18 protein-coding genes and 1 tRNA gene are annotated in these 25,804 nt (G+C 44.4%); 10 read left to right on the plus strand and 9 right to left on the minus strand.

Annotated elements, in window-relative coordinates:
* On the plus strand, nt 1–490 hold a 490-nt coding region (locus ACTHMC_RS08795; RefSeq protein WP_440412661.1), incomplete at its 5' end, for a hypothetical protein.
* Nucleotides 491–703: 213 nt separating this feature from the next.
* Nucleotides 704–1,354: a response regulator gene (locus tag ACTHMC_RS08800; protein WP_440412663.1), complete on the plus strand. Its 651-nt coding sequence runs from the start codon at nt 704–706 to the stop codon at nt 1,352–1,354.
* Here ACTHMC_RS08800 and ACTHMC_RS08805 read toward each other — a convergent pair.
* Entirely contained in the window at nt 1,323–4,310 is a 2,988-nt protein-coding gene (locus ACTHMC_RS08805; RefSeq protein ID WP_440412665.1) for an ATP-binding protein, read from the minus strand. The genes ACTHMC_RS08800 and ACTHMC_RS08805 overlap by 32 nt on opposite strands.
* A 203-nt stretch (nt 4,311–4,513) precedes the next feature.
* Here ACTHMC_RS08805 and ACTHMC_RS08810 point away from each other — a divergent pair, with 203 nt between their 5' ends.
* Together ACTHMC_RS08810 and ACTHMC_RS08815 are read left to right on the plus strand one after the other, a co-directional pair.
* On the plus strand, nt 4,514–5,431 hold the full coding sequence (locus tag ACTHMC_RS08810; protein WP_440412667.1) for a helix-turn-helix domain-containing protein: 918 nt from the start codon (nt 4,514–4,516) through the stop codon (nt 5,429–5,431).
* A 77-nt stretch (nt 5,432–5,508) separates the two neighbouring features.
* Nucleotides 5,509–6,684 carry a restriction endonuclease gene (locus ACTHMC_RS08815; RefSeq protein ID WP_440412668.1) on the plus strand — a complete coding sequence of 392 codons (1,176 nt, stop codon included), beginning with the start codon at nt 5,509–5,511 and terminating at the stop codon, nt 6,682–6,684.
* A gap of 3 nt (nt 6,685–6,687) precedes the next feature.
* On the opposite strand, the gene ACTHMC_RS08820 is transcribed toward ACTHMC_RS08815, so the two are convergent.
* Entirely contained in the window at nt 6,688–7,377 is a 690-nt protein-coding gene (locus ACTHMC_RS08820; protein WP_440412670.1) for a hypothetical protein, read from the minus strand.
* Between the two features lie 260 nt (nt 7,378–7,637).
* On the opposite strand from ACTHMC_RS08820, the gene ACTHMC_RS08825 reads away from it, so the two are divergent.
* Complete coding sequence (locus ACTHMC_RS08825) at nt 7,638–8,432, plus strand: zinc ribbon domain-containing protein (protein WP_440412672.1); 795 nt, start codon at nt 7,638–7,640, stop codon at nt 8,430–8,432.
* 31 nt (nt 8,433–8,463) lie between these two features.
* On the opposite strand, the gene ACTHMC_RS08830 is transcribed toward ACTHMC_RS08825, so the two are convergent.
* Entirely contained in the window at nt 8,464–9,177 is a 714-nt protein-coding gene (locus ACTHMC_RS08830; RefSeq protein WP_440412674.1) for a hypothetical protein, read from the minus strand.
* A gap of 212 nt (nt 9,178–9,389) precedes the next feature.
* On the opposite strand from ACTHMC_RS08830, the gene ACTHMC_RS08835 reads away from it, so the two are divergent.
* Together ACTHMC_RS08835 and ACTHMC_RS08840 are read left to right on the plus strand one after the other, a co-directional pair.
* Nucleotides 9,390–11,018, plus strand: coding sequence for an ATP-binding protein (locus tag ACTHMC_RS08835; protein ID WP_440412676.1), 1,629 nt, complete (start codon nt 9,390–9,392; stop codon nt 11,016–11,018).
* Nucleotides 11,019–11,034: 16 nt separating this feature from the next.
* A complete protein-coding gene (locus tag ACTHMC_RS08840) occupies nt 11,035–12,093 on the plus strand; it encodes a response regulator (RefSeq protein WP_440412678.1) in 1,059 nt (352 codons plus the stop codon).
* A 118-nt stretch (nt 12,094–12,211) separates the two neighbouring features.
* On the opposite strand, the gene ACTHMC_RS08845 is transcribed toward ACTHMC_RS08840, so the two are convergent.
* The 6 genes from ACTHMC_RS08845 to dnaA form a co-directional block, all read right to left on the minus strand.
* Nucleotides 12,212–12,598, minus strand: coding sequence for a hypothetical protein (locus tag ACTHMC_RS08845; protein ID WP_440412679.1), 387 nt, complete (start codon nt 12,596–12,598; stop codon nt 12,212–12,214).
* 558 nt (nt 12,599–13,156) lie between these two features.
* Entirely contained in the window at nt 13,157–15,019 is a 1,863-nt protein-coding gene (locus tag ACTHMC_RS08850) for a hypothetical protein (protein WP_440412680.1), read from the minus strand.
* A gap of 432 nt (nt 15,020–15,451) precedes the next feature.
* Nucleotides 15,452–16,915, minus strand: coding sequence for a P-loop NTPase fold protein (locus ACTHMC_RS08855; protein ID WP_440412681.1), 1,464 nt, complete (start codon nt 16,913–16,915; stop codon nt 15,452–15,454).
* Between the two features lie 171 nt (nt 16,916–17,086).
* Nucleotides 17,087–18,601: a reverse transcriptase domain-containing protein gene (locus ACTHMC_RS08860; protein WP_440412682.1), complete on the minus strand. Its 1,515-nt coding sequence runs from the start codon at nt 18,599–18,601 to the stop codon at nt 17,087–17,089.
* A gap of 472 nt (nt 18,602–19,073) precedes the next feature.
* Nucleotides 19,074–19,164 (minus strand) — tRNA-Ser (locus tag ACTHMC_RS08865).
* Nucleotides 19,165–19,312: 148 nt separating this feature from the next.
* Nucleotides 19,313–20,746, minus strand: coding sequence for a chromosomal replication initiator protein DnaA (dnaA, locus tag ACTHMC_RS08870; protein ID WP_440412683.1), 1,434 nt, complete (start codon nt 20,744–20,746; stop codon nt 19,313–19,315).
* Nucleotides 20,747–21,663: 917 nt separating this feature from the next.
* Here dnaA and ACTHMC_RS08875 point away from each other — a divergent pair.
* The 3 genes from ACTHMC_RS08875 (at nt 21,664) to ACTHMC_RS08885 (ending at nt 25,584) form a co-directional block, all read left to right on the plus strand.
* Entirely contained in the window at nt 21,664–23,247 is a 1,584-nt protein-coding gene (locus tag ACTHMC_RS08875) for an FAD-dependent protein (protein ID WP_440412684.1), read from the plus strand.
* A gap of 104 nt (nt 23,248–23,351) precedes the next feature.
* Nucleotides 23,352–24,284 (plus strand): ABC transporter ATP-binding protein, encoded by a 933-nt coding sequence (locus ACTHMC_RS08880; protein WP_440412686.1) that lies wholly within the window; start codon nt 23,352–23,354, stop codon nt 24,282–24,284.
* A gap of 10 nt (nt 24,285–24,294) precedes the next feature.
* The gene (locus ACTHMC_RS08885; protein ID WP_440412687.1) at nt 24,295–25,584 is read left to right on the plus strand and encodes an ABC transporter permease; all 1,290 of its coding nucleotides are present in this window, start codon (nt 24,295–24,297) and stop codon (nt 25,582–25,584) included.
* The last annotated feature ends 220 nt before the right edge of the window (nt 25,585–25,804 follow it).

The following is a 25,804-nucleotide window of genomic DNA, read 5'->3' on the forward strand; positions in this document are numbered from 1 at the left end:
CTGGGTAAAAGCCTCTCCATTTTACTACGACAATTATGATTGCGGAAACTGGTACGAAGTGCTGAAACAAGAAAGCAGTAATGCAGCCTTCTTTTCATTGTTGGAAGACCTTCGCCGGGAGAACGGAAATATCGACTCTATCATTAGAAAAAAGGTACGGGATCATTTCCGTAACGCAAATCTTTCTTCCATTGAAAATATGAAAGGCAAAGAAGGGCTCTTTAGCCAGATCCAGATTCTTGCCGGCCTTGATTACTTTGCTGAAAAGAACATGTTCGGGGACTACAGGTTTATTGCCATCAACAAAAACCGGGAATATGGAGGCCCGCTTTTTTTCAAAGACTCATCAGAGCCATTTAATGTTTGCCGTTATATTGATGAAGGACAGGAAGGACATTTGATTCGCGATATGCAGGATATTCTCCTGGATGAAAACAAACTATCGCAAATTTTATCCTCAATTATGGCCAATGATCTGAGAACTATTTAATCTTATACAACAAAGGGGATGTCTCTGTGATAGAGAGATCCCCTTATTATTTTCAACATCCTGCTTACTCATTCACCAGTTTAGCTGGTTGCATGGTTCCCTCTTCGTAATCGCCTGCAGAATTCCCCCCTTTGAAATGAGCCATCTTGTAGTAGTTCGTCCACAAGACACAGTTTATGATGCTTGAAATGTAAAATCACCGAACTTGCACCCATGCTCAATATCCTGATTGCAGATGACCATTTTACTGTGAGGGTGGGCCTGGAGATGCTTACACGCAGCATTCCCGGCAATGGATACAGCTTCGACCATGCCGCCTCCGGAGAAGAATTGCTGAATAAACTCAGCCTGAAGAAATACGATCTACTGTATATGGACATGCAGATGCCTGAGCCCAATGGGCTCTACCTGCTTGAAAAGGTCCGCGACCTATACCCGTCCCTGCACGTCCTTGTGCTCAGTGTTCACTCGGAAGATGTGTTCAGCGCCAAATGCCTGCAACTTGGCGCCAGAGGTTATATCAGCAAGAACGAGAACGACGAGTTCCTCAAATACGCTATCACGGAAGTGATTGCCGGCAGGAGATATCTGTCAGACAAGATCCTGAAAAACTATGTGGGCATCGATGGAACAAAAAATCCATTTCTTCAATTATCAGCACGTGAACTGGATGTTACCATGCTCCTGTTACGTGGCATGGGCGTACTGGAAGTTGCCAACGCACTTGGTATCAACAGCTCCACTGCCAGTACTTTCAAAGGCAGGATCTTCAAAAAATTACAGGTGAATTCTCTTTACGAACTGGAGGAGATCTCCAAACAACACAATGTATTCAGTCCTGGGGGAACCGGAGCAGGAAGGTAGTGCCCTTCCCTTTTTCCACTTCTATTTTCAGTGAGCCACCGATCTTTTGCAGCAGGGTCTTCACAATGGTACTTCCATTACCCCTGTTGCCTGATATATCGTTATCATTATAGAAATCTTCGATGGCAGCTTCGCTGAGCCCTTTGCCAGTATCGGCAACGGCAATTTCCAGCTGACCATCCGATATGGTTGCAGACAATGTAATGGTTCCGTTATATGTGCTCTTATTCGCATTGTCTACCAGGTTGCGGAGCATCACTGCCAGGATCTGCCGGTCAGTGGTAGCCCGGATCTGAATGGGATCACTCACCAGTTTATTACCATTGATTGATACGATATCGGCATACAGCTCCTGCATTTCAACAAAGAGCTCGTTCAGTTCAAAGGTTTCAATAGTAATGCGGAAACCTTTGTGCTGGCTGGCTGCCCACACAAAGAACTGTTCCGTAAAATCATTGAGCGAACCCGTACTGTTCTTAAGCATGGATAGCGTGTGCTTACGCTCTTCCTCAGTCATGGTATCATAATATTGCAGCAACTGCTTGCTGATGGTATGCAGGAAACGAACTGGTGAACGAAGATCATGCAGCACCATGGCCGTCACACGGTCCTTCATCTGGTTGCTGGCTTTCAGTTCCTGCTCCGATAGTTTCAATTGCGCCACGGTTTTGCTCAGATCTTCCGTTTGTCTTGTGATGATCTCTTTCAGCTTCCTGTTTCGCTGTTGCAGCATACGCGCGCGGAACCAGGTGATGTAGAAAGAAACCAACGTTACAACAACCGCTACCAACAAATAAAACCACCAGGTCTGGTAGAACCAGGGGCTCACGGAAAAGGGGATCGACAACCCCGTTGCCTCATCATCTAAAGAATTCTGCTTCCGGACCAGAATATTGTAATCGCCCGTCAGCAGCCGGCTCACCACGATCTTATTGTCGCCCGGAACAGGTTGCCATTCTTTATCCAGTCCTTCGATCATGTAAAGCAGTTGCAGGTTCTCGCGGTCTCCGAAATACGGACAGCTCACTGTCAATGACAACCTGCTGTACGAAGGCTCCAGCATCAAAGGCCCCTCCGGCAATTTAATTTCATGATTGTTCAGCAGAATGGATTCTATATAGATGGAAGCAGAAGGCTGATAAGGCTTCATTTTGCGAGGCTGAAACTGTACGATGCCCTGGATCGATGGCAGGGAAAGAACACTATCCTTCAGCCACTGATAAGCTGGTATGCATCCGCCATTGAATTCATTGGTCAGCAACTGGTCTGCTACGGAGTATTTATAATAACTGATAGCTTTCTGACTAAGGATATGATCCAGCAATTGCTGTTTCTTCACCGTGAACAATCCATCATTGGTAGGGAGCCAGAAATTACCCGATCCGTCTTCTACAAAAGCATGGATAGTTTTGAGTGCATTGAAAGGCTGAACCGGAAATTCATGGAGTTTTCCTTTTTCATCGTACAGGAAAAAACCTCTGCCCATGGTGGAGATCCAGGTCCTTCCATTCGGTTCGGTATAAACGGAACGGATGTAAAAAGAATCCAGCAAGGAACGGTAGATCTGCGTTCTCTGCAGATCAAACCAGTGCACCCCCTGCTGGGTGGCAATTACAAACGAATCCTTTCCTGTCTGGAAGGTACTCATGATGGTTTGATTGCCCGGCAGCTTTCGCATGAGCTGTATGCTGTCACCAACCAGCTTCCCTACAGCAAAGGATGTGCTGAGGATTATTGCATTGCTGTCTGTGATATCGCGGAAAATGGAGGCAGGCCGGCTATCCAGAGGAAGAAGTTTCTGGTTGGTCTTTTTATTGAGATCGAATTTGAAAAGTTCAGGTCCGTCTCCATAATAGATCTGCTGTTGCGGGCTCAGGTACATCGATGCCCCCACCCACCTGTTCATGGGGAGTCTGAATGCAGTGTCATTCGTATAATAGTACCGGTTACAGATAATATCCCCGTTACTGGTCACCAACTGGGAATAGAACCCTTCATCGATAGCCTGCCTTGGTTTACGGGGATACCGGAAAGCAGAAGGAGTGACAATATAAAGTCCGGTAATAAGTGAACCGAAATAATATTTGTCCTGTGCGGCATTGTAATACAGGGAACCGATAGTAGGGATCACCAGGTCTTCAAAAATGATCCTGCTCTGTACCTGGCCTTTCTCCAGGTATAATTCATAGAGTGTATTGTCGCCATACATGAAGCAATGCCCTTCCGACTGGAACCGTTCAAATGACCGATTCTTAAAATCTTTACATTTTCCAGCGGGCCCCTGAATGGCAGTGATGGACTTCTGGCGTACACTTTTCCTGTAAGCGATTACATTTTTATCATCAACCACAATGCTGACCCCACCCACATTCAACATTCCATAAAATTCTTTATGATGGAATGAATCAATACAAAGGGCGCCGCTGTCAGAAACAAAATACAAGCGGTTCATGGTAAACACATACGTATCCCCCTCACTGCTACGGAACCCTGAATTGTATGCATTATTGAAGTCTTCTGCCCTTTGATAAACTTTCCTGACCTGCTCTCTCAGGTTGCCCGGCTTCAACATTTTCCCGCCTCTTGTAGGTATCCATCCGCCGGAGTTATACATCGCCGGTACAGGGGCTTTCTGAAAAGGACCGGCCTTTATTTCCATCTGCTCCAGTCTCTCGTTCTGAAAAAAGAGATTTCCATCATCATCCTTTGCGCCAATCCGCACCCTGTTCCTGGTAAGCCCGGGAGTATTTTCTGAATTGAAGACAGTAAAAGATTTTCCATTGAAGCGGACCAGTCCATCTTCCGTACCAAGCCAGCAATATCCCCATTTATCGAACTGGATAGCAGTAACGCTGTTTTGTGGAAGTCCATCTTCTGTAGTGAAATGCACCATGCTGTAAGATGCCAGCTGTGCCTGCGAATTCACCCCATACAGGAGCAAAAAAATGACCAGCATAATTGACATACGATGCATTGGGGACCCGGATTAATGGCTTGACAATGTAAAAGTTACCCGAAATTATGGAAATACTTGACAGCATCATTTCCAAGATCTGATTTTAATATGTCCGCTCTTACCTTAACATCTTCGTTCCGGCGCCCGTTGGCATGCTCCATAATCCGGTCGCCCATTTTCTTTGAATTTATTAACTTCGGGAAATGGAACAGCGCGAAAGCATCATACAGTATTACACCAGCACCAACAGGGAGATCCCGGAAGACCTGCTGGCATCGCAGGGAAGGGCCAGCCATTTCAATGTGTTGAAGCGAAAGAACTGTATGGCCACTATCCCATTCAGCAGGCGGGATTATTTCAAGCTCTGTGTCTGCGGAGGCAATGCAGTGCTGGTCACCGAAAAAGGAGAGATATCCATCGACCGTCCTGCCATCTTCTTCAATGACCCCGAGATCAAATTCGGCTGGAAGAACCTCTCCGGCAAACAGGATGGTTATGTCAGTCTCTTCAACGACCTTTACCTGAACGCCGATCTGCGCAAAGAGCTCCGGAAGATCCGGCAACGTTTCAAAGGCAGCATCTACCCTTTTCTCTTCCTCAACGAAGAGCAATACGAACAGTTCAAATACCTGTTCAGCCTGATGGAGGCTGAGTTTACAGAGCATTCCGAATACCGTCATGATATCATCCGCAGCATCCTGAAGCTGATCATTTACAATATGCTCAAGCTCCAGGCGGGGCTCGTTCCCCACCAGAAGATCCAGAAAGGTGAAAGACTGGTGAGTGAATTCATGGACCTGCTCAATAACCAGTTCCCGATCGATTCCCCCAAGAACAGTATCAGTCTGAAAACACCCAATGATTTTGCCAAAGAGCTGCATACTCATGTGAATCATCTCAATCATTGTCTGAAAGAGTTCACTGGCAAGTCCACTACAGAGATCATTGCCGAAAAACTGATCTCGGAAGCCACCGACCTGTTGCAGAACAGCGACTGGAATATCTCCGAGATCGGCAACAGCCTTGGCTTCAGCTATCCGCAATATTTCAATCTCTTCTTCAAAAAGCATACTGGCAAAAGCCCTCGCGCATTCAGGGATGAAATGATCGCCGTTATTTGAATTGTATAACAGCTTTGCGGGCATTGGGAGCTGTTATCCTGATTTATTATCTTTAGCCAAACCTCTTTCTGCCATACATGATGCCTTCCTATCTCAACATCAAGAACCTACTGGTCATTATCTTCCTGAGCATCGGGTTGGTAGGATTTCTCATGGGCGAATCCGGCATCTCGCTAAGCGCAATGGTTTTCGGCATATTGATCCTCTTTACAGGCAGGCAGGTGCAATTAAACCCGGGGTTCAGTTTCAGCTACACAACAGATACGGAGAAAGTTACCGGTAAGACTCTTGCAATGATCCGTGCCGTCATCGCCGTTACTTTTATGACGGCTGCTATGGGAGGATATAACAAACAGGAATACGGCCTGGCCAATCTGATCTCTTCCCTGGCTATAGCTCTTTACTCACCTATTGCTTCATTGATCTTCTACAACGGTGGATACATAACAAGAACAGAGCAGGAATATAATTCGGTGAAAAAACTCCACTACTGGTTTCTTTTCGCGAGAAATACAGGAATCATTCTGTTAGTGATAGCCATTATGATGAAAACCCAGGAGTATGACACAGTAACCAGATCACTTTTCATCACCGGCGCAACCTTGTTATTATCTGTACCTTTTTTATTACTGATCAAAAGAAAACTATTAGTTACTTCTCCTTCCCTTCTGCACCTTTTATTGGGGAAGCCCGGTCAAATAGCGGCCCCCGTCACTTTTCCGGTTATTCCTGTTCCTTCCGTTATAACAGCAGCTACGTCCATCCAACCTGCCACTGATTCCCTGCTGGATGAATTCAAACAACTGGAGGTTTTACAACCCCAGCAACGTGGTTATGCCTTTCAACGCTTTCTGATCCGTCTGTTCACGGAAAGCGGACTGGATGCGCGTGCAGCCTTCCGCGTTGTAGGAGAAGAGATCGATGGAAGTTTTGAACTGGATGGAAATATCTACCTGCTGGAAGCCAAATGGCAGCAGTCTCCCTGCAGCGGCAGTCCGCTCCGCGACTTCAATGGGAAAGTGGAAGGCAAGGCCAGCTGGGCCAGAGGCATTATCGTTTGTTATGCCGGCTTTTCGGAAGAAGCTGTCAAAGGTTTTGTAACAGGAAAAAGGCTGAACATCATCGGGATGGACGGGAAAGACATTGAAGAAATACTGAAAGGGAAAATGCACCTGAAAGAAGCCATCAAAAGGAAAGTAAGACTGGCAGGTGAAAGGAACAGTTTCTTTATGCCTGTGAAGGACCTTCTGTAATCACTACTTTTTGATGAACTGGTACTGCAGGCTGTCCACATTGGCACTGTCCAGGCCACTGGACATGAGCAGATCCACAAATTCCTCCGGAGAATGGATATCCACTTCCACTTTATCGGTTTCAATGAACAACCAGTGATCATCGAAATGTTTCATGAATGACGGATCATTGGATTTACTGATCAGTTCCCGTAATGATACCGCATGAAAGTTTCCGCCATGGCGCCTTTGAGGCTGCGGCCGGTTGTTAATGATCTTCTCATAGATCACTTTATCATGCAATAATTCAGGTTTCCGCTTCAGGATACCGGCAGCAGCATGCAGGAAGAGTTCATTCAATATACGTCCTTTGGTGAGGTATAATTCAAAGTTCGCCTTCATGAAATTATCATCATTGGTCTCCAGGTATTTCCTGAAGTTATCATCGTACAAGGCTGCCAGCTTCTGATAATAGGAAGACACCTGTTCGTGCGTGGAAATTTCGTGGAAGTGAGCACCATTGATCAGGATATTGATACTGGTGCTGGAGATGGTCTCGAAGTACACATCTATATTGATCCCATCATTGTTGCTGCAGGTAAAATGGATCTCGTAGGCAATCTGCTCTTCAGTGAAGTCAGTAAATCCATGTTCTTTCAGGAAAGCGAATTCCCTGAGCAGAGTATGTTTGATATCCGTGTAAAGTATATTCATGCCGCATAGTATAAATGACGTTTCTACTTCTGGACTTCAAATGGCTGCTTGCAGGGCTGATACAAATATAGGGGAAGCTGGTATTACGGCGCAGGGTTTTTCCATTCCTTTACAAAAGCCTCACAGGCAGCCTTATCATGGCTGAAAAAACGAATATAGGATCTCTTTTAAAATGAAACCACCACAGAACAGCAGAAAAAAGATCAGAACTTTCTGAACCTGAATCATTAACTTTATTTACTTCCAAATAAAGAACCTTAATGAACCTTCCATCCTTACCTACAGACAGCCTGTATAAGTTTTGTCTTGTCGGCGGCATTGCCCTTCTACTCTCTGCAGTATATGTATCCATTAAAGAATCTGAAGAAAACGAACGGAAACTAAACTCCAACTCTAAATACCTGGAGGAGGCGCGCGAGAGGAATTTATACAGGCGAATGGATTCAGGACGTATCGAGGTGCGGCTTGCTTATTTCACCAGTAAACTGCAACGTATACAGGAAAGAATAAAAAAAGGTAACGCCGGCAAGAACGACGAACTGGCCAGGGACATCTATGAAGATTCAATTTCAGTGCTGACTGCAAATGCAAAAGCTTTGGCCTTCTTTAATAAAAACAAATATCCCCAATTCGACTATACAGAACTGCTACATCGTTCTATCAATTCTGAATACAAAAGGACTTTATTTATTTTTTATTGCCTGGCAATATCGGGAGCATTTTTTATTTTCCTGGGGTTAACCGACTGGATGAAACATCAGGATCATCTGGATAAGCTTCAATCCATTGAACTCGGAAAAGTACAATGGCAGGAACAACCTTGTCAGAGTTGCAGCACTAAATTAAAACACGATCTGAAAGCCAAAGAAGGGAATAAATATTGCACCAGTTGCTCTACCGGTGACGCGTTCAGAGAACCTGAACTGACCATGACAGAAATGTCATCAAGAATAAGAGACAGGATGAGGGCGAATGGTTTTCCGGAAAAAGAAATCCAGAAACAACTGAAGAGCTTACATTCACTGGACCGGTGGAAAAAAGAATTCAGGTGGTGAGGCCGGGCGCTTCCTCAAAGAGCAGATATTCTCAGTTCAGCATTTCCTGTTGCTCATGCACTATCCTGTTCCATTTCCATTTTTCCACCATCTTCACCAGGCCTGCATTCACTTTTTCAAAGTTGCGCAGCATTTCCACTGCACGTTGCATTTCTTCCCTGGCTTTTGCCATCAGCATTGCCTGATCGATACTGCGGCTCGGCGTATTGACCGGCTGGCCGATATTACCGGTGGTATGTTCCAGCACTGTACCTGTATTGGTCATCAACTTCAAAACATGTTGTAGTCTTTCCGAGTTCACCACCACTTCAGGGATCAGTTCGGTGCTGTTCAGTAATTTCTGAAGTTCCAGGGCCAGGGGTTTCAGCAGGTTCCGCTTGTACAGTTCCAGTAATGACTGCGATCTTTCCGCAGCGATCATCTGTTGCTGCAATAAAGCATTGTCGGGGTGATTTGTCCCCATAATTTTCTTCAGGGCTTTACGGGCATCGGTGAGTTTACGGATGGCGGCGGCGGCAGATTGCAGGGCAAATACTTTTACATCCTCATACAGGGTAAGTGCGTAATGCTTGTCCAGCACTTCCTGGTTGAATGGGTCGTCGAACAACTGCCTGATATCCGGCTGTGAGGAATATGTCTTATATACAAAGCCATTGTAGCTTTTCATGTCCAAAGTGGGGAATACAAAGTCATTGTAATAGACCTGCGATCTTTCGTAAAGGAGTTTATTTGCCTGTAGACTCATCTGATAAAGAATATGCAACAAATGTATCCGATAGAACCACTTCAATCCAATGACCGGCATCAGCGAATTTGCTGACGGTAAGCAGCACTTCAACCCCCTTGATTTCTATTAAATTTCTTTAATGCTATAATCGTAACAGCATCAGGAAGTCATATTTAACCATTTTTATTTAACTTGAATTCCAATAGAAATCCACAAAAAATTGATTTTACATGCAGGTATCTTCCCAATACGATATCGCGGGTTTCCATTTGTCGCTTTTGCAGGCCGTCAGCAGGAATACCACAGCATTCCTGGGCGTCATAGAAAGTGAGACAAAGAAGTTTGTGTATGTAAATAAGCCTGGCCTCCAGTTATTTGATTTTCCGGACCTGGAAATTCCCACTGACCAGCTGGACCTGTCCTTTCTCCAACCCCTTACAGAAAGTGAGATCAATGATATTTTCTATGAAGTGCTGCAGGAAGGCAACTGGCATTGCGAAATGGAATTCATCACCCGGACCGGAAACGACTTCTGGGGAAAGATCGTTATCAGTCCATTTGTTTTTGAAGAAAAAGCTTTCTTTTTTATTCATATCGAAGTCACCGAGCGTTCCAAGGTAGCGGAGGTAAAGCTGGCCGGTGAACGGCAGAAGTCCGGCGCTTTTATAGATTATGCCACCATTGGCATTGTGATCGGCAATATGCACGGTCGCATCGTCAGGATCAATCCCTTTGCCCTTCAACTCTTCGGATATGAAGAATATGAAGTCCTGGGCAGGGAAATAGAAATGCTGATACCCACACGTTTTCATGATAAACATGTAGGCCACCGTAACCGTTTTGTGAACCGGCCGCAGAACCGCCCGATGGGATCCGGAATGGATCTCTTTGCGGTGCGCAAAGGTGGACAGGAATTTCCTGTGGAAGTGAGCCTTGGCACCTACACCATGGAAGAGGAAAAGTTTGTGATCGCTTTCGTCAGTGATATCACTATCCGCAAGAATGCGGAGATGGAAGTAAAGAAGCTGAACGATGAACTTGAATTCAAAGTAGTGGAACGCACCCGACAGCTGACCGATGTACTGAAGCAGCTGGAAGAATCTGAAAGCGAACTGAAGAAACTGCTGGAGCGAGAAAAGGAACTGGGCGAACTGAAATCCAGGTTCGTCTCCATGGCCTCCCATGAATTCCGGACGCCGCTCAGCACCATCCTGTCATCCGCTTACCTCGTTGAAAAATACGACACCACAGAAGGACAGCCTAAACGAGTAAGACATATCGAGCGGATCATTTCATCCGTGACCATGCTCACCGATATTCTGAACGACTTCCTGTCTGTAGGAAAGATCGAAGAAGGAAAGATCGTGGTGCGCCCTTCAACGTTCAACCTGCAGGAGGTGCTTCACCAGATCATCGGGGATATCTCCAGCCTCCTGAAACCCGGACAGCTCATAGATTACAGCCATACGGGTCAGGAAAAGGTCACCAGTGATCTATCTTTGCTCAGGCATGTAATGATCAACCTGATTGCCAATGCCGTGAAGTTCTCGCCGGAGCACACCCGGATAAAAGTGAATACAGAAACGGTAGCGGGCCATTTTATAATAGAAGTCCATGATCAGGGGATCGGCATAGCACAGGACGACCTGGAGCATTTATTTGAAAGGTTCTATCGTGGCTCCAATGCCGTGCATATACAGGGCACAGGTCTGGGACTGCATATTGTAGCGCGCTATATCGAACTGTTGAACGGAACCATCACTTGCGAAAGTGAACTAGGTAAGGGCACTTTGTTTACTGTAAAAGTGCCGCTGATGCCATCCACGGAATTTGCGGACGAAGCAGAAACTAAAAACTGACATTAACCTATTTCCCATGAAAAAGATCCTGCTTATCGAAGACAATAATGATATCCGGGAGAACACTGCCGAGATATTGTCTTTGACCAATTACAAAGTGATCACAGCAGAAAACGGGAAAGCCGGAGTGGAACTGGCTTTGAAAGAAAAACCCGATCTGATCATCTGTGATATCATGATGCCTGTGCTGGACGGCTATGGCGTGCTTCATATGTTGCACAAGAATCCGGAAGTGAAGCATACCCCATTCATTTTTCTCTCTGCCAAAGCCGAGCGCACGGATGTGAGAAGAGGGATGGAACTGGGCGCCGACGATTATATCACCAAGCCGTTTTCCGGAACTGAATTATTGAATGCAGTGGAAAGCCGGTTCAAAAAAATAGATCTTTCCAGGGAGCAGCTGCCCGCCGATCTCTATGGTCTGAGCACCCTGATGAAGACCAGCAATGGCAAGGACCTGCTGAAGAACCTGTCTGAGGACCGGAACGTAAACAAGTACAAAAAGAAAAGCCAGATCTACGCGGAAGGATATACGCCTTCCAAACTCTTCTTTATTCAGAAAGGAAGGGTGCGTACCTACAAGACAAATGACGATGGAAAAGACCTGGTGACAGGATTGTTCAATGAAGGTGAGTTTCTTGGTTACCTCGCACTCCTGGAAGGCAGTGCTTACAAAGAAACTGCCGAAGCGTTGGAAGACACAGAGCTGGCGGTGATCCCGCGCGAAGACTTCGAGCAGTTGATGAACAACAACCTGGAAGTGATGCAGAAATTTATTCAGTTGCTGGCCAGGAATATTGCCGACAAGGAGCAGCAACTGCTGGGACTTGCTTACAATTCATTAAGAAAAAAAGTAGCGGAGGCTCTGCTGACGCTGCAACGTAAATACAAAACTGCGGGCGATACAAACTTCTCCATCGATATCAGCCGCGAGAACCTGGCTTCTGTTGCCGGAACGGCTACCGAGAGCCTGATCCGGACGCTGAGTGAATTCAAGGCAGACAAACTGATAGACATCAAAGATGGCAGGATCACGCTGCTGGATGAAAAGAAGCTGGGGCAGATGGCAAACTGATCAATACTACCTAAAATATCGAAAGGCCAGATATTATCCGGCCTTTCTTGCTTTAGGGTTTAGGGGGCATTTCGAATTAAATCAGTAATCATTAAACCTTACCTTATGAAAAGTGCATTTATTGTAGAGCAGTTAGAAATGTATTGAATTTGAATTTCTGTGCGTTGATCTCTCTTTCCAGTTTCTCCAGCTCTTTATTAAGCTGTTTATATTTTCTTTCGACTTCTTTAAGATTGGCCTCCTGTTCAAAGTTTTCCGAGGTCAGGAGAAGTTCAAGGGCAGCGATATCACCTCTTGCCATATAGATCACTTCATCTTGCTGCGTAAACTGGCTCAGGTACTGCTCCGCTTCTTCCAGGAGGCCTGCAGAGGCTGTAGTATCTTTCAGAATCTCGGCCAGTCTGAGCTTCAGCTCCGTGTTCTCATTGCTGAGAAACACAAGCATCCTCCGCCAGGTGCCGGCTGCCTGCATGAATCTTTTGATCTTTAATTGTATTCTGGCCATGATGCTCCTCCGATAGTTAAGACCGTGTAAAGCAAAAATAACAGCTAGTATACATGGAATTACTGACCATGGTTAGGGATTTTACTGACCGTGGTCAGTATGATATTGTTCTACGGGTTCAGGATTTAGGGGGAACCATGCCATGGGCGCATGGTTGGGGTATTATCCAGAAGTTGCTATTGTCATACCATTGGTTCTCAAACGGATAATTGGATTTTGGATCTGGATATGGATTTTAAACTACGGGTTTGGTTTTCTTCGGATACCTGGATTTTAGTTTTCTTATTCCTGTGTGTCTGGCATTGTTACAAAAAGTATCAGTAACAAATCTTACACAAATGTACGCCGCCGGCCAGGCCGTTACAATGACGGATAACCGCGTTTCGCATGATTGGCGTCAGCGGGTAACTGACCGTGGTCAGGAGTATAAAAAAGACTGCTGCATAATTAAATGCAACAGTCATGTACACTTAAGTACGGCCACCTATTTTTTCAGCTTGATATTGCTGATGTAATAAACGTTCTTTTCGTTGACGTAGAAATTTATCTTTTTCAGGTTCATGCCTGCTGTAAACGCAGTAGGGCATCGTACACTTTATTGTTGTTACAGAGTACGGTCACCGTTTCTCCTTTTTTCCTGAAGGACATGGTTACTTTGTTAGCAGGCTTGCTTCCTGTGAAGTCCGGGAGTGAATAATAGTTCCCGATAGTACAGCTGGCCCCACCCAGCATCAGCATCGCCCATCCTGCAGCATCTTTCCGGTTCATGTCTCCGGGTGTTACATCGATATTATACAGCTTATCTCCCTGACCTGAGGAGAAGGTCATCTCCATCTTCATACCGGGTGTACCCCAGGGCACATCGCCTTTATGAACGAGCAGGTCGTAGCTGATATCAAAGTCGCCGGCCACCGGAGTGAAATTTTTAGGGCTGGCATTCCTTTTCAGTTTGAGCCATTTGCCGGAAGCGTCTTTCAGTTCGGTTACTTCCACTTTACCACCGGTCTCGTAAGAACGTTCAGTGTTCCAGGACGGCGGTGCAGCGCCGAGGGCAACGGAGGAAAAATCCTCAAAGAAGTGAATGGATTTATCGGCCGCATTTTTTGTTGCTTCATCGGAGAGGGCGGTGGCAGACTGGCTGTTGTTCTTATCTTCTTTGCTTACAAAACCGGTTGGTTTGTAAGGTTCAATCACTTTCTCTTTTCCGAAGAAGTAATTGTAGACATAATCATAGTTGAATCGGTTCACGAAATTATCCATCAGTTCGATATTACCGGCGTCGGCCTGATCAATCATATCATCCAGGCGGTAGACGATCCATTGTGGCCCGCTGGTGGCGCAGGCTTGCTTCACTCCTTTTTTAAGGCGAAGCATGGGGAAATTGGTGCGAGTGTACTCTGAACCTTGCTGCTTTGTTGAAGCTTCAGTGGCCAGCCAGGATATTCTTTTATTCGGTTCCAGGTGGGTGAGGTCTATCATATCCATGGGAGTATTGATATCGCCGACATATACAAAATCATTGAGGTTGTTCTTGTAAGTATCCTTGAGGATCTGAAGTCCTCTCTTTCCCTGTTCCATCAGGTTCGGCAGCTTGGAGCCATTATTGATGGCCGTTGTATACATCAGGGGTAATTGTTTTTCCATCTGGCTGAGGAATTCCTGGAAGGTTACCTGTTCAAAAGGCAATGGCTGATTGTCTTTGGTCATGATCACAACATAGAAAGCTCCATTGCCGGCCAATGATTGACCCGGTACAAAATAATGTTGATACTTTTTAAGGTTGGGGCTGGTTGTGAAATCCCGGTAATTATAGGATTGTTTGTGATGAGCCTTATCATTCTGATCCTTTGCATCGGGAAAATATTGAGGCATGACGCAGTAATAATCTGTGGGGGTAGATAAATACACCAGCGGCCGGGAGATCAGCTCCACATTGTTGGCCATGATATTGACGGTCATCTGTGCAAGATTACCTGGCATGGGCCAGAATTTATGCGTGCTTGTTTTTACGAGGTTGTGATGGAATTTCACGAAGGCGCCGTAGGTATTGGGTAATGCACGCCTGTTTTCTTTCTCTGCCTGGTTGAACCCGTAGGAACTGCTGGTCCTTGGCAAAGGAGGTTCCGGAGCCAGCACCGATAATTTAGGCTCTCCGAGCAGGCCCTTGCAGGTGAAGGTTTGATGCATCCAGGTTATTACTTTTTGTGTAACATCAATTTGATTGGCGGGGTAAGACCAGCCGTTCTGGGCAAAGGGCTTCGCAGGTGTTTTGAAAGTGAGTTTGGTGAGCCACCCGACTTCTATATTCTCAACGTCAGGGCGCATGTACCAGCCTTTTGCGTTGGTTGGTTGTGCGAAGGCAGGCAGACAAGCTGTTGCCAGAAAGGATAAGCACAGCAGTGTAATATTCCACTTTTTCATGTAATGCTTTTTAGGGTGTTTTTCAGGTAAGAAGCAATACCCGTAAACAGGCATAAAGAAAAAGAAGATAGCCGGGAGTTATCTCCCCTAAAACAGTGAAATGCTTAAACATGTGATTATGACACAGCTCTTTCCGCCTGGATCACGCCGATGGCGGTGCGGGTGTTTTCTCTGAGACTGTACATTTTCCGTTCACTTGTTGGAAGAATTCAAGGGCCAGTACATGGAGCAATGCAAGTTTACTGGATGGGGCGATGGAAATTTCCAGTGTGAGGGAATCGGTTTTAAATATGTTCAAGGGGAGCTCTTCTGGTCTGGTTTCGTTTCTTTTGAATTCCTGTTTATCGAAATTGAGTTCGGCTGCGGTAGTGATGATCTGTAAATGGGTGGCGCCTGATGGAGCAGAAATTGTAAGCGATGTTTTAATTGTACTTATAAATAACCTAAGCGATGTAATTTATCACATGCCGCTATATGAGCGCTCCAAAATTGCTCAATGCTGGGTGAGTATTTTTCAGTATCACGCTCTGAGCTAGACCGTTGAATTTCCGCTTTTAGCGCTCTGGTTTGATAAATGTGACTAGAAAACCCCGTTGTATATAAACTAACATTGATCAATATACCTTTAAAGTCATGAACATAATTTTGAGGCATTAATCTATCCAATTTATCAACTGATAAAACAAATAAAGCATCACAAAAATGTTCATCATAGTCCTTGATTACCTCACCATAATTTAGGCAACTAAGAAGAATTTTTTTCAAATTTGTGTAATCTCCAGCAATATCCCTCAATATTTTATATTGGGCCGTTATAGGAATTTTCCAAGATGCAATCGAGCTATTATACCGAAGAATATTTAGTTCATTATAATGATAATTGACTGACTTAGAATATAGTTTAACAATGCTTCTCAGATTTATGTAAGACCTATTTAAAAGCATCGTAATAATGTTATTGAGAAAATTATCACCAAAAAAAACTTTCCGAATTGTTAACAACTCTTGCTCATTTGAATATCTGAAGTCTATCGAGTTAAATATTTTATTTAAAGACTTTTGAATTGCATTGATATTGTCAAAATGATACACTTCATTACTATAAAACTTATCAATGTAACCTGAATAATCAGCATCGATTCCGTATTTGTGCTGATATATACTTCTCATATTTTTATTATCGCAGACAAGAATAATTTTATTAAATCCAAATTTATTTCCTGTCCCAGATTTATCAAAGTGAGAAGCAAAAACATTCAATATTCTAAAAACATGTTCAGGATCAATTCTATCAAGATCATCAAGAATCAAAACTGTTTGTTTTTTAGTACTCGAAATAAAACTTGTAATTATTTTAGTAATTAAATCATTCTCATAAATACCACCCTCTTCCGCCTCAAGTTTTTCTAAATACATGATCATCTTATCAGTTTCAGTTACATTTTCATCGTCATGAAACTTTAAGAACTCTTCCTTTAATTTATCGATACGTTCAAAAGATTCCACAACATCTTTGCCGATTTTGGGAATCATATGAATTATTGATGCAGTAACTTTATGAAGATTATTTAGAATAAACTTAGGCACAGTTTTTAAAAAGCCTAGCCTTTCTTCATCAACATTTTCGTTTTTCAATAAAAGTTCATTAATAATATCATACTTCAGATATCGAATGATATCTTCATTTGCTGTGATTGAATAATCAATAGGAAAAAGGTGATACACATCATATTTTGCTTCAATAGATTCTTGCTTAAAGAAGTCTTTCAAAAACTGGGTCTTCCCAATTCCATAGCGACCAGAGAAAAAAATCCTTTCATTTGATTTATTTTCCAGATGCTCACTAAATTCTTTACATGGGAAATGAAAAATATCTTCAAAATATGGGCTACTCATAACTATTATTTAATTCTATGCTAGTCAGTCCAAATCTGAATACCAATAAGGCTCAAGCGCTTAGAAGTTAGGGCCATATTTAGAAATTGCAGAAAACGATTAAGTACCTGAACAAACTGCGCTAATTTAAAAAGCACTATTTGAATAAGGAGAACCTTAAGAGTCTGTTGTTTATCGCAAAAGCACATGAAACTTGTTCCAATGCCGTTTTATTTGACCTCCAATTTTGTTATCCGCGATTGTGTTAGCTGCAAGAATTGCATAAGTCAGATAATTTCCCCAATCATATCTGTTTGACTTAATAAACATATTCTTACGTACTTTATCCCGCTGATAAATTCTTCTTCGCTCTGCCCCGACTTGAGTAAATCTCTTATATAACCTTGCCTTAAATAACTCCCCTTTAGTTTTTGTCTTATTGTGTAAGGTGTAAAACTTTCCTCTTGCAACACTTTGTTTCAATTTTCTGTAGTAACCAGCAAGACTGGCATTTTTCAGCATCGTATACTTCCCATCAAACTGAAACCCGAGATATTCAAGACTGGTGTTGGATTGCAGACGATTTGTTTTCTGATTCCTCTCCTTACACCTATACCTTTTTTCTGTTTTTAGATATCTGAATTCAAAAACCTGTGTTTTATGTTTTTGAATTTCCAGTTTATACTTCAGAATTTCTTTCTGAAAAAATTTTATTATATCTTTTGCATGTACCCTGTTACAAACAACAATCATATCATCTGAATACCTTCGATAGATGCCTCCAAACTTCTGAGCCAATATATTTGCGGACTTATCAAAATCGAGTAAGTACAAATTCGCCAATACAGAACTAATTGATGAACCTTGAGGAATACCTTTCTTTCTCAATCCTACTCTTTGATTTGTAACTTTATCAAATTCGTATTTATTCGCTTTAATCAATCCGGCATTGCGTATATCAGTTATTTCGTGTTTTCTACAGAATGCTATAGCTCTTTTGTCTCGTAAATACTTTTTTCTCTCAACAGGAATTTGCTTTACAATTCGAGGATGCCTTTCAACAGAAATTCTACTCTTATAGTAATCAAATAACACATCTTCGTCTACGTAAGAAAACTTAGTAATATTTCTGAATACGTTGTAATGATCACCAGTAAATGATGGAACCAGTTCTCTCCAAGCCTTCTTTAGAATTTTGTGATCCAGATTATCAAAAAAACTCTTGATATCAAACGTTATGGCTACCAGAAATTTTTCATTCGAATTCTTTATATAAGAAAAAACATCGTTCGCAAAATCAACATTGCACTTATTCCTCGATTTATGATCAACTAAATTGAGTTTAATTCTTCTGTAGGCTGTCACGCATTCCGAGAGGTTTTCTGCCTCTAATTTTTTCTCGTAATAAATTGAAAGCTGGTGAGCGTAATAACTTAATATATTTGAGTCCAAGTGATTGGCGTAATAAAGATCTCTCACTTTTTTTGAGGGTTTCCGCATCTTGGATCTTGTTCCATCATCTGCAATTTCTCTTCTAAATTTTCGAGTTTCTGTCAGCCTGTGGATGAAAGGGGAGAATGAGTGCTTACTTACTTTTCTTGGGTCACGCACATATTTCTCAACCCACTGTCTATCTATTTGCTTTAATGGTAATCCGATATGCAAATAGGCCTTGATTCGAAACCAATCTTTATTTTTATCAATCATGTGAAAAGAAAAATGAGTGGTAGGAGCAACGCGGGGCACGCCTTACTTAATGGAATAGTACATGCTTCCAACAATACCTTTACAGGTACTACCCCTTCTAGTTGCCAGTTTGGAAATTATTATTCTAGCTTTGCACATAACAATAAATATTATGCACATACTACACATGAACACACCCAAATTATCTTATCAATTAATTTGGAATTGTAAAATTCACGAGCCTAAACAACTTATGTCTTGCTTAGCAGTTAAATAAAAAACGTACTATTCGGCCACCTACCTACTCATTCTATTTGTCAATAAATTACCTTCTCGATTAAACGCTGGTGAACTTTATCTAGTACTCTTAGAACAGGCTTTTGACAAAGAGCAATTACGGATTAAGAACATAATACCCATTCAAACACATTAAAATAAAAAAAGGGAAAAGCCACCCACATTTTTATGTGTAGCATTTCCCAATTCCATTTCGCGGTGAGGGAGGGATTCGAACCCTCGGTACAAGTTTAAGCTCGTACAACGGTTTAGCAAACCGGCCCTTTCGGCCACTCAGGCACCTCACCGTAATAAGCATTCCGCTTAATGGACGGCAAAAATAAGCGGAAAATTTCAATTTCCAAACTCTATTAATCTTTTTATTCTCAACTATATAAAAAAGAAATCCCGCTGATCAGAGCGGGACTTCAAATAAATATTTTTATAACTCAAGATTTACATCGCGGCTAATTGCACTTTCTGTTGCAGTTCCATTACGCTCTCGCGGAAGGTACTGTCGGTATCCATCAGGTCTTTTACGGTCTGGCAGCTATGGATCACGGTAGTATGGTCCCGTCCACCAAAATGCTCGCCGATCGTTTTCAGGGAGTTCTTGGTGAATGCCTTCGCCAGGTACATCGTTATCTGGCGGGCCTGGACTATCTCCCGTTTCCGGGTCTTCTGCAGCAGCTTGTCGTATGGCACATCAAAATACTCACATACCATCTTCTGGATCGTCTCGATGGTAATCTCCTTACTGCTGGTTTTCACGAAATTACGGAGTACTCTCTTTGCCAAATCGAGGTCTATTTCCCGCTTATTGAGCGAAGATTGTGCCAATAATGAGATCAATGCGCCTTCCAGTTCGCGCACGTTATTGTTCACATTATAGGCCAGGTATTTCACTACCTCGCGTGGCATTTCAAGACCGTCGTTCTTCATTTTGCGCTCCAGGATCTCGATGCGGGTCTCATAATCAGGCACCTGCAGATCAGCGCTCAGCCCCCAGCGGAAGCGGCTCAGGAGTCGCTCCTGCACGCCTTCCAGGTCCTTCGGTGGCTTGTCGGAAGTCAGGATCAGCTGCTTTCCGCTCTGATGAAGGTGATTGAAGATGGCAAAGAAGGCATCCTGGCTTTTCTCGGCACGGTTGAAGAACTGAACATCGTCGATGATCAGCACGTCGATCAGCTGGTAAAAGTGGATGAAATCGTTGATCGCATTGTTCCGGCTATGGTCCTGGAACTGGTTGATGAACTTTTCGGAGCTTACATATAATACAACCTTGTTAGGCTGGATCCTTTTCGTTTCATTACCGATGGCCTGCGCCAGGTGAGTCTTTCCCAAACCAACACCACCATAGATCACCAGCGGATTGAAGCTGCTGGCGCCCGGTTTCTCGGCCACCGTTTTGCCGGCCCTGCGAGCCACACGGTTAGCATCACCCTCCACAAAGTTGTCGAACGTATAGATAGGATTGAGCTGCGGATCGATCTGCATCTTCTTCAATCCCGGAATTACGAACGGATTCTTTACCGGATTATGTATGATGAGTGGAAAGTCCATTTCATTACTGGAAAAAGTTTTGTAGCCATGAGTTGGTACATCCATCGTGAGCGGCTTGTTGGAATGGTTACCACTGTCCACCATGATGCGATACTCCAGTCTTGCTTCTTTCCCAAGCACTCTACGCAAAGTCTTTGCCAACAAATTCACATAGTGCTCCTCCAGATATTCATAAAAGAATTGACTGGGTACCTGGATCACCAAAATGTTCTCCTTTAACTCAACAGGCTTGATAGGTTCAAACCATGTTTTGAAATGTTGCCACTCAACTATGTCCTTTATAATTTCTAAACAACTGTTCCAGACTTTATCAAAAGATTTTGCCATTATTCAACTAGCAGTTTTTATGTTGAGTTAGGAATATGCCTTAATCATGCCAACCGCAAATTCTTCACAGGATTTGAGATTTGTCTTCTACTTAAATCATCATAAAAAAACTTCAGCAGGGCTGCGAATATCTAAATTATCTGTGGATAAAAAAATTTTTTATTCACTTGTTTTTTTAGGAATTACTACATCAATCACCATGTGCAATTATTATGACGCATTTTCTATAAACACAGGTGTAGCCTGCTGATCAGCAAAAGCTGAACAATAAGAATTCCGCTTACTGTTTTAAAGAAAAAATATTATCAACACTCAAAATCAATGTGGAAAAGATCCAGACACTGTACGCCAAAAACCGTTTGATACGATCGAACTGAACCGAAGCTTGTTTATTCGTTATTGTAAGGTAGCAGAGAAAACTAAGCAAATACCGCGAAACACCATTTACTAACAACTGTTCCGGCCGGAGGTCTTGCTGCCACTGAACATGATCCTTTTTTTCGCGAGTGGTTTTGCAGGAAATCGGTGAGAAGAAAGTAACAGGCACCATATATTCAAAAGCACCTTTCTTCATAAAAAAATAACTAATGACTGATGCCATTGAAGATACACAAATTTTGAAACGAAGTGAATTTTCCCACTCTTTTTTTTGACCCCGCTCATCAAAAATAAATTCCTTTCTTTCCGCACTCCCATTCAAAATTTGTTATACCTTAAAAGCGTTCGCTCCCCTTTCAATATAATCTTACGTACTTCTACTTTTTGCATTAATTATTGTCAATTAATACCCACAAGCATCAGCCGTTTCGTCATGATGCGCATGCGTGTTTTTGTCACTGCCTTTCACTACTTTTGCAGCGCGGGGTATTTAATTACCCAAACATATATTAGGTTTTCACGGTTAACTACCTGACACCATGCAACAAACATTCACTATCAAGCTGCTCCCTGCTGAAGCAGCATCGCCCAACACGGTGCAGCAATATGCTGCCAGCCATCTTGGAATCAAAGCCGACACCATCACAGGTTACCAGATCCGGAAAAGATCCATCGACGCACGCAGCCGTCAACCCTGGATCCTCCTCACCATCACAGCCTTCGTGAATGAACCTTTTCATCCCACACCACCAGCAACCATCCCCCTGCACAATGTATCCGCTTCTCCCAATAAAGTGGTCATCATAGGAGCCGGACCAGCAGGATTGTTCGCTGCAGTGAAACTAATAGAGCTTGGCATACAACCCATCATCCTGGAACGAGGAAAAGATGTGCGCGCAAGAAGGCGCGACCTCGCCCAGATGAACAAAGAAGGCATCGTGAACCCCGAAAGCAATTATTGCTTCGGAGAAGGCGGCGCAGGTACATATAGCGATGGTAAATTATACACAAGAAGCAACAAACGAGGCGATGTGAATCGTATCCTCCAACTTCTCGTGCAATTCGGCGCTGAAGAAAAGATATTGTACGAAGCACACCCTCACGTTGGCACCAATAAACTGCCGCAGATCATCACCGCCATCCGCGAAGCTATCATCGATTGCGGAGGCATCTTTCTCTTTGAACAAAAAGTAACAGGACTTCAGATCAGCAATAACATCATCAAAGGAGTCACCACTGCAAAAGGTGATTCGTTCCACGGAGATGCCGTGATCCTGGCAACAGGTCACTCTGCGCGAGACATCTTTGAACTGTTACACGATAACAATATTCTCATAGAAGCAAAACCATTCGCACTCGGTGTGCGCGTGGAACACCCACAGCAACTCATCGATCAGTTGCAGTATCATTGTCCCGCACGCGGCGAGTTCCTCCCACCCGCTTCTTACAGCCTGGTACAACAGGTGGAAAAACGCGGCGTGTTCTCCTTCTGCATGTGTCCCGGAGGCATCATCGCCCCAGCAGCAACCAGCGAAGGCGAACTCGTGGTAAATGGATGGAGCCCCTCCAAACGGAACAACCCCTACGCCAATTCGGGCATGGTGGTGTCCGTTGAGCTCAGCGATATGGGTGCCTTCAATAAATATGGTCCACTCGCCGCCATGAAATTCCAGCAGTCCGTGGAACAAAAAGCATGGAACGCCGGCGGCGGCAAACTGGTGGCCCCCGCCCAGCGCATGGTGGACTTCACAGAAGGAAAAGTTTCGTCCTCACTGCCCGACTGCTCCTATCTCCCCGGCATCCACTCCACCTCCATTAAGGATGTACTGCCCGGTTTCGTGCATCAGTCGTTAAAGCAGGCATTCAAGGAATTTGGTAAAAAGATGCCCGGCCGCCATGGCCAGCGCGGCTACTTCACCAACGAAGCCATCCTGGTGGCCACCGAAAGCCGGACCTCCAGCCCGGTCCGCATCCCCCGCGATGGCGGCACTCTCCAGCACCCCCAGATCAGCAATCTCTACCCCTGCGCCGAAGGAGCCGGTTACGCCGGAGGTATCGTCAGTGCAGCCATGGACGGGGAACGCGTGGCCGCCGCCATCCATGCCGTACTCAACCCTTCCTGACCGGTTGTAATAATTTTAACATTTATGCTACTAAAGAGTGGTTGCTTTACTCCGAAAGGCGTAATAGCCTCCATAACTCCAACTTTTACCAAAGCTTTTACTACATGAACATCCTTGAAGTCAGGAATCTCAAGAAGTATTATGCTACCCAAAAGGCAGTGGACGATATCAGCTTCCACCTCGCACCCGGCAGCATCTTCGGACTCCTGGGCCCCAACGGCGCAGGCAAAACCACCCTTATCAGAATGATCACCGGCATCTTCTACCCGGATGAAGGAGAAATTCTCTTCAACGGACGACCTTTCAACCCACAGACCGATATCCTTCAGACAGGCTATATGCCCGAAGAGCGTGGTCTGTATAAAAAGATGAAGATCGGCGAACAGGCCGTGTACCTCGCGCAGCTGAAAGGGATGAACAAGTCGGAAGCCCTGGAAAAAGTGAAGGAATGGTTCATCCGTTTCGATATGCAGAGCTGGTGGAACAAAAAAGTGGAAGACCTCAGTAAAGGTATGAGCCAGAAACTGCAGTTCGTTACCACCGTTCTCCATGAGCCCAAACTCATCATCCTCGACGAGCCCTTCTCCGGTCTCGATCCCGTGAACGCCAACCTGATCAAAGACGAGATCTATCGACTGGCCAAGAACGGCGCCAGCATCATCTTCAGTACCCACCGTATGGAACAGGTGGAAGAGATCTGCGATCATATCATCCTGGTGAACAAAGGCCAGAAGATACTCGACGGTACCGTAAAACAGGTGAAACAACAATTCAAGGAACATCTCTTCAAGATCAGCTTTGAAAGCAATCCGTTATCCACTGCATCCGATGTGTTTGAAGTGGTTGAAGCTAAGGAGCACGACCTGGTAGTGAAGATCCACGAGGGCCGCAGGCCCAATGATGTGCTGCAATTCTTCCTGAACCAACAGACAGGCATAACCGCCTTCCAGGAAATACTGCCATCACTCAACGAGATCTTTATCCGGCTGGTTGAAGGCACACCAATGGCCCGTCAATTTGAACCGATCACAGCTTAAAACACATCACATGAACAAGACCTGGATCATCACACAGAGAGAATTTACCAGCAGGGTACGTAAAAAGACCTTCCTGCTGACAACAATATTATTGCCCCTGTTATTCGCAGGATTCTATGCAGCCATCATCTGGTTCTCCGTTAAAGGCGGAGATGCCGTTAAAGTACTGGTATCCGATCAGTCGAATGTTTTTGAAGGCTCACTGAAAAGCGATGGAGATATCAGTTTCCATTTTCTTAACCAGCTTTCAGAAAAAGAACTCAAAGACAGCGTGAAAGCCGGAAGTTATGAAGGATATATGTTCGTTCCTCAGAACTTCAACAGCGCTGCCGATTCCATCAGGATCAGAACCGCCAAATCACTCGGCGTGATCACCCGTGATAAAGTGGAAAAGAGGATCAACACGCAGCTGAAAGAGCACAAGATGCTCACGTATGTTTCCAAAGCGCAACTGGACAGTGTACAGCGCGACGCCAACCTCGATATCAACCGTCTTGAAAACGAGAGCAAGCAGGATAAATCCGGCATGGCCTACCTGGTAGGCATGATCTCCGGTTTCCTGATCTACATCGTTCTCTTCATATATGGCACCATGGTAATGCGTGGTGTAATGGAAGAAAAAGTAAACCGTATTGCAGAAGTGATCGTCAGCAGCGTGAAGCCCACACAACTGATGATGGGCAAGATCCTCGGCATCGGCGCCGTTGGTCTGGTGCAGTTCCTCATCTGGATCGTATTGGGTACTGTAGTTAATTTGGTGATCACGGCAGTAATGGCAGGAGATTCCAGTCAGCTGGCCGCAGCAGGTCAACAGGTACCGCAGAGCGGCGTAGCCGGTTTCTTCTCTGCCCTCGGCAAACTGGACCTTCCCCTGATCATCGGTAGTTTCCTTTTCTATTTCTTAGGTGGATATTTCCTGTATTCATCTCTCTTTGCTGCTGTGGGCAGCGCCGTTAATGAAGATCCGCAGGATGCACAAAGCCTCTTGCTGCCTGTTATGCTCCCCATCATTGTGGCCATTGTAATTGCCATGAAAGCCGTGAACGCGCCTACCAGTGGACTGGCAGTATTCGGCAGTTTGTTCCCGCTCACTTCTCCGGTGGTGATGATGGCACGCGTGGCGCATGGAATTCCGGATGGCGTGCAGGTATGGGAACTGGTTGCAAGCATGGTCTTCCTCATCCTCGGCTTCCTGGGAACAACCTGGCTGGCAGGAAAGATCTATCGCACCGGTATTCTTCTGTATGGTAAGAAAACTACCTGGAAAGAAATGTGGAAATGGGCGTTTAGAAAGAACTGATCACAGATTAGATAAGTTTAGCAGGGCTGGCCATCATTGGCCAGCCTTTTTTTGTGCATGTTGTAAGAACAGTGCAGAGTGTGCGAGACACAGGGTTGTGCGAGGGAGGCACAGGGTGTGGCCCCTCACACCCGGGGACGCGAGCGACAGGGGACCCAGTATTTAATATAGTTTTTTAAAACCATTAAAAAAAAAATAATAAATACATGTAAACATTTAA

The organism is Pseudobacter sp., from assembly GCF_051955275.1.
Taxonomy (GTDB): Bacteria; Bacteroidota; Bacteroidia; order Chitinophagales; family Chitinophagaceae; genus Pseudobacter.

What these genes read in the sequence shown, in the direction of transcription:
- ACTHMC_RS08800 (WP_440412663.1), top strand. Translation starts at nt 704, where the DNA reads ATGCTCAATATCCTGATTGCAGATGACCATTTTACTGTGAGGGTGGGC.
- ACTHMC_RS08805 (WP_440412665.1), bottom strand. Translation starts at nt 4,310, where the DNA reads ATGCTGGTCATTTTTTTGCTCCTGTATGGGGTGAATTCGCAGGCACAG.
- ACTHMC_RS08810 (WP_440412667.1), top strand. Translation starts at nt 4,514, where the DNA reads ATGGAACAGCGCGAAAGCATCATACAGTATTACACCAGCACCAACAGG.
- ACTHMC_RS08815 (WP_440412668.1), top strand. Translation starts at nt 5,509, where the DNA reads ATGATGCCTTCCTATCTCAACATCAAGAACCTACTGGTCATTATCTTC.
- ACTHMC_RS08820 (WP_440412670.1), bottom strand. Translation starts at nt 7,377, where the DNA reads ATGAATATACTTTACACGGATATCAAACATACTCTGCTCAGGGAATTC.
- ACTHMC_RS08825 (WP_440412672.1), top strand. Translation starts at nt 7,638, where the DNA reads ATGAACCTTCCATCCTTACCTACAGACAGCCTGTATAAGTTTTGTCTT.
- ACTHMC_RS08830 (WP_440412674.1), bottom strand. Translation starts at nt 9,177, where the DNA reads ATGAGTCTACAGGCAAATAAACTCCTTTACGAAAGATCGCAGGTCTAT.
- ACTHMC_RS08835 (WP_440412676.1), top strand. Translation starts at nt 9,390, where the DNA reads ATGCAGGTATCTTCCCAATACGATATCGCGGGTTTCCATTTGTCGCTT.
- ACTHMC_RS08840 (WP_440412678.1), top strand. Translation starts at nt 11,035, where the DNA reads ATGAAAAAGATCCTGCTTATCGAAGACAATAATGATATCCGGGAGAAC.
- ACTHMC_RS08845 (WP_440412679.1), bottom strand. Translation starts at nt 12,598, where the DNA reads ATGGCCAGAATACAATTAAAGATCAAAAGATTCATGCAGGCAGCCGGC.
- ACTHMC_RS08850 (WP_440412680.1), bottom strand. Translation starts at nt 15,019, where the DNA reads ATGAAAAAGTGGAATATTACACTGCTGTGCTTATCCTTTCTGGCAACA.
- ACTHMC_RS08855 (WP_440412681.1), bottom strand. Translation starts at nt 16,915, where the DNA reads ATGAGTAGCCCATATTTTGAAGATATTTTTCATTTCCCATGTAAAGAA.
- ACTHMC_RS08860 (WP_440412682.1), bottom strand. Translation starts at nt 18,601, where the DNA reads ATGATTGATAAAAATAAAGATTGGTTTCGAATCAAGGCCTATTTGCAT.
- dnaA (WP_440412683.1), bottom strand. Translation starts at nt 20,746, where the DNA reads ATGGCAAAATCTTTTGATAAAGTCTGGAACAGTTGTTTAGAAATTATA.
- ACTHMC_RS08875 (WP_440412684.1), top strand. Translation starts at nt 21,664, where the DNA reads ATGCAACAAACATTCACTATCAAGCTGCTCCCTGCTGAAGCAGCATCG.
- ACTHMC_RS08880 (WP_440412686.1), top strand. Translation starts at nt 23,352, where the DNA reads ATGAACATCCTTGAAGTCAGGAATCTCAAGAAGTATTATGCTACCCAA.
- ACTHMC_RS08885 (WP_440412687.1), top strand. Translation starts at nt 24,295, where the DNA reads ATGAACAAGACCTGGATCATCACACAGAGAGAATTTACCAGCAGGGTA.